The organism is Pseudonocardia xinjiangensis (genome assembly GCF_012911925.1).
Taxonomy (GTDB): Bacteria; Actinomycetota; Actinomycetes; order Mycobacteriales; family Pseudonocardiaceae; genus Pseudonocardia; species Pseudonocardia xinjiangensis.
On the sequence record NZ_JAAXKY010000244.1, the window covers coordinates 1 to 6,850 of the forward strand.

General features: G+C 73.9%; 9 protein-coding genes and 2 pseudogenes. 2 read left to right on the top strand and 9 right to left on the bottom strand.

All coding sequences use genetic code 11. The features are described 5' to 3' along the window. On the top strand, positions 1–568 hold a 568-nt coding region (locus HF577_RS36060), incomplete at its 5' end, for a response regulator (protein ID WP_211175381.1). A 117-nt stretch (positions 569–685) separates the two neighbouring features. Here the strand turns inward: HF577_RS36060 and HF577_RS36065 are convergent. Then, positions 686–859 (bottom strand): CsbD family protein, encoded by a 174-nt coding sequence (locus tag HF577_RS36065; protein ID WP_169400487.1) that lies wholly within the window; start codon positions 857–859, stop codon positions 686–688. A gap of 149 nt (positions 860–1,008) precedes the next feature. Here HF577_RS36065 and HF577_RS36070 point away from each other — a divergent pair, with 149 nt between their 5' ends. Then, positions 1,009–1,815 carry an SDR family NAD(P)-dependent oxidoreductase gene (locus HF577_RS36070; protein ID WP_169400488.1) on the top strand — a complete coding sequence of 269 codons (807 nt, stop codon included), beginning with the start codon at positions 1,009–1,011 and terminating at the stop codon, positions 1,813–1,815. 8 nt (positions 1,816–1,823) lie between these two features. Here HF577_RS36070 and HF577_RS36075 read toward each other — a convergent pair whose 3' ends face one another. The 8 genes and pseudogenes from HF577_RS36075 to HF577_RS36105 form a co-directional block, all read right to left on the bottom strand. Beyond that, positions 1,824–2,210 (bottom strand): VOC family protein, encoded by a 387-nt coding sequence (locus tag HF577_RS36075; RefSeq protein ID WP_169400489.1) that lies wholly within the window; start codon positions 2,208–2,210, stop codon positions 1,824–1,826. Positions 2,211–2,283: 73 nt separating this feature from the next. Continuing rightward, a complete protein-coding gene (locus HF577_RS36080) occupies positions 2,284–3,018 on the bottom strand; it encodes a class I SAM-dependent methyltransferase (RefSeq protein ID WP_169400490.1) in 735 nt (244 codons plus the stop codon). A gap of 67 nt (positions 3,019–3,085) precedes the next feature. Continuing rightward, complete coding sequence (locus HF577_RS36085; RefSeq protein ID WP_169400491.1) at positions 3,086–4,147, bottom strand: AbrB family transcriptional regulator; 1,062 nt, start codon at positions 4,145–4,147, stop codon at positions 3,086–3,088. 107 nt (positions 4,148–4,254) lie between these two features. Further along, positions 4,255–4,689, bottom strand: a complete 435-nt coding sequence (locus tag HF577_RS39995) for an aldehyde dehydrogenase family protein (RefSeq protein ID WP_407692282.1) — start codon at positions 4,687–4,689, stop codon at positions 4,255–4,257. After that, positions 4,684–5,025: pseudogene (locus HF577_RS40000) on the bottom strand (aldehyde dehydrogenase family protein); the annotation flags it as partial. The gene HF577_RS39995 and the pseudogene HF577_RS40000, both read right to left, overlap by 6 nt. Positions 5,026–5,196: 171 nt before the next feature. Beyond that, positions 5,197–5,991 carry a DUF3618 domain-containing protein gene (locus tag HF577_RS36095; protein WP_312859603.1) on the bottom strand — a complete coding sequence of 265 codons (795 nt, stop codon included), beginning with the start codon at positions 5,989–5,991 and terminating at the stop codon, positions 5,197–5,199. Then, a complete protein-coding gene (locus HF577_RS36100; protein ID WP_169400492.1) occupies positions 5,988–6,497 on the bottom strand; it encodes a phage holin family protein in 510 nt (169 codons plus the stop codon). The genes HF577_RS36095 and HF577_RS36100 overlap by 4 nt, the downstream gene beginning before the upstream one ends. Beyond that, positions 6,494–6,850 (bottom strand): annotated as a pseudogene (locus HF577_RS36105) (hypothetical protein); the annotation flags it as partial. The gene HF577_RS36100 and the pseudogene HF577_RS36105, both read right to left, overlap by 4 nt.

Consider the following 6,850-nt stretch of genomic DNA (forward strand, 5'->3'; position numbering starts at 1 on the left):
GGCGGGGCAGAGCTGGGGGGTCGGTGGAATGAGCGTGAGGCAGGTGGCCAGGGTGCTGGCCGTGGACGACCGGCGCGACAACCTGCTGGCGTTGCAGGCGATCCTCGAAGGGCTGCCCATCGAGATCGTGTCGGTCACCAGCGGTGAGGACGCCCTGAAGCGGCTGCTGGTGGAGGACTACGCGGTGATCCTGCTCGACGCCCACATGCCCGGCATGGACGGCTTCGAGACCGCGGGCCACGTCAAGCAGCGCGAGCGCACGCGCCACATCCCGATCCTGTTCCTCACGGCCGTCGACTACGACCCGCACCTGGCGTTCCGCGGGTACCAGGCCGGTGCGGTCGACTACATCACCAAGCCGTTCGACCCGTGGGTGCTGCGGTCCAAGGTCACCGTGTTCGTCGACCTGTGGACGATGCACAGCCAGCTGGCCGAGCGCGCGGCGGAGTGCGGAACGCTACGGGCTGCCGTGGACGACGCGCTGGAGCTGCTCGACGGGAGCGAACCCAACGCGGCGGAGCGGGCTCGGGACCGGCTTGCGTCCGTGCGCTCGGCCCGGGTGCGATAGGCCGGAGCGCGCCGGGCGACCGCGGCACTGCGTACGCCGGCGCCTGCACATGGCGCGGGCCCGGCCACTCGAGGGAGTGGCCGGGCCCTGCGGCAGTGAGCACTGCCTGCGGAGGGGTCAGCTCTTGAAGGCGTCCTTGACCTTCTCGCCGGCCTGCTTGAGGTTGCCCTTCGCCTGGTCGCCGTGGCCCTCGGCCTCGAGGCCCGGATCGTCGGTGGCCTTGCCGACCTTCTCCTTGGCCTTGCCCTTGAGCTCCTCGGCCTTGTTGTCGATCTTGTCGTCCGTACCCATGGTGACCCTCCGTTCGTCAGATGCGCCCAGCATCGATGCTTCCCAGGCCTACCCCGTGGGGGGTGATCCCACACACCTCGGCCTCCGACCGGGACTTTTCGGGCGCGATCCTCAGCTCGGCCTCAGAAACCGTTCGTACGTTCGGGGTCATGCCCACTGCACTCGTCACGGGGGGTAGCGCCGGACTGGGCGCGGCCTTCGCCTGTCGCCTGGCCGCGGACGGCTATGACCTGGTGCTGGTCGCCAGGGACCGCCACCGCCTCGAGCAGGTGGCCGCGGCGCATCGCCGCGACCACGGGGTGTCGGTGGAGGTGCTGGCCGCGGACCTCACCGAACCGGCGGGGCTGGTTGCCGTGGAACGCCGGCTCACCGACGGGACCCGGCCCGTGGACCTCCTCGTGAACAACGCCGGGGTGGAGAGCGACGGCGAGTTCGTGGACGTGGACGTGGACGACCTCCAGGAGGAGATCGACCTCAACGTCACCGCGGTGCTCCGGCTGACCCGCGCCGTGGTGCCGGCCATGATCAGGCGCGGCGACGGTGGCGTGGTGAACGTCGCCAGCTTCGCCGGCTACCTCGCGGCCCGCGGGTCGGCGTACGGCGCGACGAAGGCGTGGGTGCTCGCGTTCACCGACACCGTGGCCGCCACCCTGCCGGGGACCGGAGTGCAGGTGATCGCCCTGTGCCCCGGGCGCCTGCGCTCCGACGAGCCCGGCCACGTGAAGCAGGGCCGCTCCGCGCTGTGGCTGGACCCGCAGATGGCGGTGGACCGCTGCCTCGCCGACCTCGCCCGCGGACGGACCCTCTCCACCCCCGGCCTGGTCTACCGGGCCGTGGTCGCGACGCTGGAGCTGCCGAAGCGGACCCTGCGGTTGATGGCCCGGCTCGTGGGACGGGGCCGTGAGCAGCGCCGCGTGCCCCGCGGCACCGACACGACGATGCGCCTGGCCGGGTAGCGGCAGCCCTACTCGGTGACGCCGGCGAGGCAGAGACAGAACGGGTGGCCGGCGGGGTCGAGGTAGACCCGGAAGTACTTGCCCGGCTGGTGCTCGTGCTTGTGGGCACCGATCGCCAGCACCTGCGGCTCGGCCGCATCGAGATCGGGCACGTCGAAGTCGAGGTGGATCTGCTGCGGCAGCTCGTCGCCCGGCCACTGCGGCGGCACGTGGCCGGGGGCCAGCTGGAAGGCGAGCGCGACGCCGCCCTGGGCGGCGAGCTGCACCCAGTCGTCGTCGGACCGCTCGATGGGAGCGCCGGACAGGGCGCTGTAGAACTCGGCCAGGGCCCGTGGGTCACGGCAGTCGAGGGCGATGGCGCTCAGCGTGGCGATTCCGGTGGTAACGGTCGTCATGCCCGGGACGGTAGCGGGCGCCCCCGACATTCCGGGCGGGGTGGAGCGGGAGGGCCGCAACCGGGGAGGGGTGTCAGCGGGGACGCAGGACGTAGGCCGTGTAGCCGTAGTCGGCGCCGTACGTGCGCCGGACGTCGATCTCCCACCCCGCCGCCTCGTGCAGGACCGCCGGGTCGACCCCCTGGCTCCGCAGCGCCTCGACCCGCGCGGCGAGCGGGTCGTAGTAGGCCGCCCAGTCGGAGTCGGGCAGCAGGTACGTGGCCGCAACGGTCCAGCCGGCCTCCTGGGCGGCTCGGACGTTGGCGTCGGTGCGGCGCATGCCGGGGTAGTCCGCGTCCCAGAACGCGCGGGCCCCGGCGGCGGGGTCGGCGGTGGTCCACTCGCACTCGGTGAGCACCAGCACGCCGCCGGGCGCGAGCAGCCGCCGCCACGCGGCCAGTGCCTCGTCGAAGCCCATGTTGTAGGCCGATCCCTCGGCCCACAGGAGGTCGGCCGAGCCGTCCGGCAGCGGCAGGTCCTGCATCGGGGCGACGAGGGGACGCACCCGGTCGGCGAGGCCCGCTGCCGCCGCGTCGGCCCGCAGTCGCTCGAGGAACGGTTCGTGGAGGTCGACGGCCACGACCTCGGCGCCGGTCTCCTCGGCCAGCAGCAGGCTCGCCGGGCCGGTGCCGCAGCCGATGTCGACCACGCGTGGCCGGTGCGCCACCGGAGCGGCCAACCGCAGCAGCAGGCGGGCGGTGGCCGCCGACCCCGGTGCCTGCCGGGGCAGGCCGTCGTGCGCCTGCCAGAAGATCTCCGAGGTGCTCATGGCGCAGACCTGACCGCACGTACGGGGTGTTCGTCCAGCGATTTCGGACGGTGGTGCGGTGGTGGCGTCAGGGGGACTGCGCCTCGCCGCGCCGGCCCACCAGCCGGGCCAGCGCCGGGGCCACCAGCAGCATGGCGATCAGCCGCAGCACCTGCACGGCCACCACGAAGGTCGCGTCCGCACCCGCGGACACCGCCGTGGCCAGCACCGCGTAGACCCCGCCCGGCGTGGTCGCGAGGTAGGCCTCCAGCGGGGTGGCTCCGGTGAGGTGCGCCAGGAGCAGCCCGAGGCCCGCGCAGGCGACGATCACGGCGACGATCAGGGCGGTGGCCAGCGGCAGCACCCCGACGACCATGCGCAGGCTCTCCCGGGTGAACCGCACACCCGCCTGCCACCCGATCACGGCGTACGCGACCTCGACGACCAGCGTGGGCGGGGTCGCCCCGAACGACCACCCCGCCAGGTTCAGGGCGATCGCCACCGCCATCGGGCCCAGCAGCCCGCCGGCCGGAACCCGCGTGACGTGGGCCAGTGCGAGCCCGGCAGCGGCGCAGAGCACCAGGAACCCGACGTCGACGAACCACGGCGGCCCCCCGGTGTCCGGGCCCGCCGCCGTCCTGGCGGACGCCCCGAACACCAGCGCCGCCACGATCGGCATCGACGCGGTGACCAGGCCGACCCTCAGGTACTGCACGACGGCCACGACCCGGTCGTCACCGCCGAGATCGCGGCTGATCGCGACCAGTCCGGACGCGCCACCCGCGGTGAGCGCGAGCATCCCGGTCAGCGGCGTTACCCCGGGACGCAGCCCGAGGAGCAGGCCGGCCCCCATGCTGAGGGCGAGCGTGCCCACGCTCACCAGCAGCACCGGCAGCCAGTCGGCGGCGAGCCCGGTGAGCGTGGAGGGCTGCGCGAGCACGCCGATGACCACCCCGATCACCGCCTGGGCCAGCGTGGTGGCCGAGCGCGAGACCCGGGCGGGTGCCCAGCCGGCCAACGCGAGCCCGGTGGCGACGATCAGCCCGGCGAACAAGGCGGGGGACGGCACCGCCGCCACCGCCATCCCGGCGGTCACCGCCGCGGTGAGCGCAACCAGCAGTGCCCAGCGTGCCCACCCGCGCGATCTCATCGGGGACGATCCTCGGTCACCGGTGGCTTCGGGCGCATCCCGGGCGACGCCGACATGCACCCCCAGTGTGACGAGAAGAACAGCCCGGGACGGGGGAGCGGTCCGGCCTACTCCACGCCGCCGCCGGACTGCTCGTCGCCTGCGATCCACACCGTCTTCGCGTTGACGAACGCGCGCGGGCCGAACTCGGCGAGCTCGCGGCCGTAGCCGGAGTCCCTCACCCCGCCGAAGGGGATCTCCGGCGTCGACTCCGTGAACTTGTTGATGTAGATCATCCCGGTCTCGACCTCGGTGACGAACCGCTCCTGCTCGGCCGGGTCCCGGGTCCACGCGCTGCCCCCGAGGCCGAACGAGGAGTCGTTGGCGATGCGGATGGCCTCGTCGGCGTCACGGGCCCGCCAGAGCAGCGCGACCGGCCCGAAGAACTCCTCCCGATGCCCCGGGGACCCCTCCGGGATGTCGGCGAGCACGCTGGGCTTGATGGCGCGACCCGCCACCGCGCCGACCTGCCGGCCCGCGCCCTCGCTGCCGGTGAGCGTCACGGCCCGGACCCGGGGGTCCTCGATGATCGCCTCGATCGCCGCCGAGCCCACGAGGAGCGTCTGGAACATGCCGTCGGGCAGGCCGGCCCGCCGCAGGACGTCCTCGATCGCCAGCGCCACCTGGGGAACGTTCGAGGAGTGCTTGAGCAGTCCGACGTTGCCCGCCATGAGCGCGGGGGCGGCGAACCGGAACACCTGCCAGTACGGGCAGTTCCACGGCATGACCGCCAGTACCGGTCCCACCGGCTCGTAGCGGGTGAAGATCCTCGTTCCCTGCCCGCTCGGCACCTCGCGGGGGACCTCGGCCAGGATCGGCTCGGCATGCTCGGCATGCTCGGCATACCAGCGGCACCCCTTGGCGCACTTCTGTACCTCCGCGACGGACGAGGCGAAGGTGGTCCGCCAAACCCCCGGACCCCGGCGCGCGGACCCGACGACGGGCCCCGTTCCCGGGTGGGAACGGGGCCCGTCGAGGGGTAGCGACGTGGCGCTGCGCGGGCGTACCCGTCAGCTCGGTGACGCGTTCTGCCGCACGTTGCCGACCGAGTCCTGGGCCTGACCCTGCACCTGTTCGGCCGCGGCGCGGCCTTCCTCGGCGACGGTCCGGCCGGCGTCGGTGGCGGTGGAGCGCACCGACTCGACGGCCTCCTGCGCGGGCTGCGCGAGGTTGTCCTTCATCTCGGCCGCCACCTGCTTGGCCGCCTCCGCAACGGGCTGTCCCGCCCGGTCCTTGGCCTGGCTCGCCAGTTCCTGCTCGCGCCTGCTGGCCGGGAGCAGCGACGAGATCAGCCACCCGGCGCCGAAGGCGATGAGCCCCGCGGCGAGCGGGTTGCCCTGGGTCTGCTGGCGCAGCGCGTGTGGCGCGTCCGCCACGGCGCCCGCTGCCGTCGACGCCGCGTCGGAGACGCTCGACGCCGCCGACGAGGCCGTGTCCGAGACGCTCGACGCCGCCGTGGACGCGCTGCCGGAGACCGAGCCGGCCACCTGGCCCGCGGTGTCGCGCATGCCGCCGCCCTGCCCTCCCCAGCTGCTCCCGGTGCTCGACTGAAGGGGGTTGCTGCCCATCACCTTGTCCTTCCAGCGGCTCGCGGTGCCGCGGACCCGCTCGACGCGACGTTCGACGATGCGCCCCGGTGTCACCTTCTCGGTCAGAGCGTCGACGTTCGTGCTCAGGTTCGCCTGCGTGCGCTCGATCTCCCGGCGGATCTGGTCGGGGTCGTCGGTGTTGACGGCCGCGCCGGTGCCGGGGGCCGGCTGTCCGCTCAGCCCGTAGTTCTCGCGGGTTCCGTAGTTCTCGGTCACGGCGTGTCTCCTCGGTGGCCCTTGAGGGCGTCGGGAACGTTGCTGAGGGTGTCGACGGTGCGTTCCGGCTTGGGGTGCACCTCACGGAACTTGCTGCGCCCGGTCGTGTAGAGCACCGCGGCGATCACCGCCCACACCGCCGCGACGATGAGCCCGGCCCAGCCGGCGTCCATCACGTTCGACAGACCGGCCCAGGCGGCGATCGACAGGAACAGCAGGACGAAGTAGCCCGCCAGAGCGGCACCGCTGAAGGCTCCGGCCGCCTTGCCGGTCTTCGTGGCCTCCTGCTTGAGCTCGGCCTGGGCGAGCGCCAGCTCCTGACGCATGAGCGTCGACAGGTCGCGGGTGACGTTGCCGACCAGCTCACCGACGGGCACACCGGCCACGTCGGGTGCCGGCGAGCCGACCCCGGTGGTGCCCGATGCGTGGCGTCCGGCGTCGGGGTGCACTCCGGCCGGCGGCGGAAATGCGCCCGCGGTGCCGGTCGGCGGAATCGGGGCGGTCATCGCGACTGCCCCTGCTGCGGGTCGCCCGGGTACCGGGGACCGTCGTGACCTGCGGTGGTGCCGCGCTCCACGTCCTCGACGTACTCACCGACCGTCGTCGCGCTCGAGCGCGGTGCGGGCGGCACCGTGGGGGGCACGCCCGGACCGGACGGAGCGGGGTAGCCGCCGCCGGCGGGCGGGCCGCCGGGAGCCGGGTAGCCACCCGGTCCGCCGGGAGGCGGGCCGCCGGGAGCCGGGTAGCCACCGGGCGCCGGGGGCGGCGGTGCGCCGCCGGGACCGCCGAGCGGCGGACCGTAGCCTCCGCCCACGGGGGGCGGGGGATAGGACGGCGCCGGCGGCGCGGCCGGGTACCC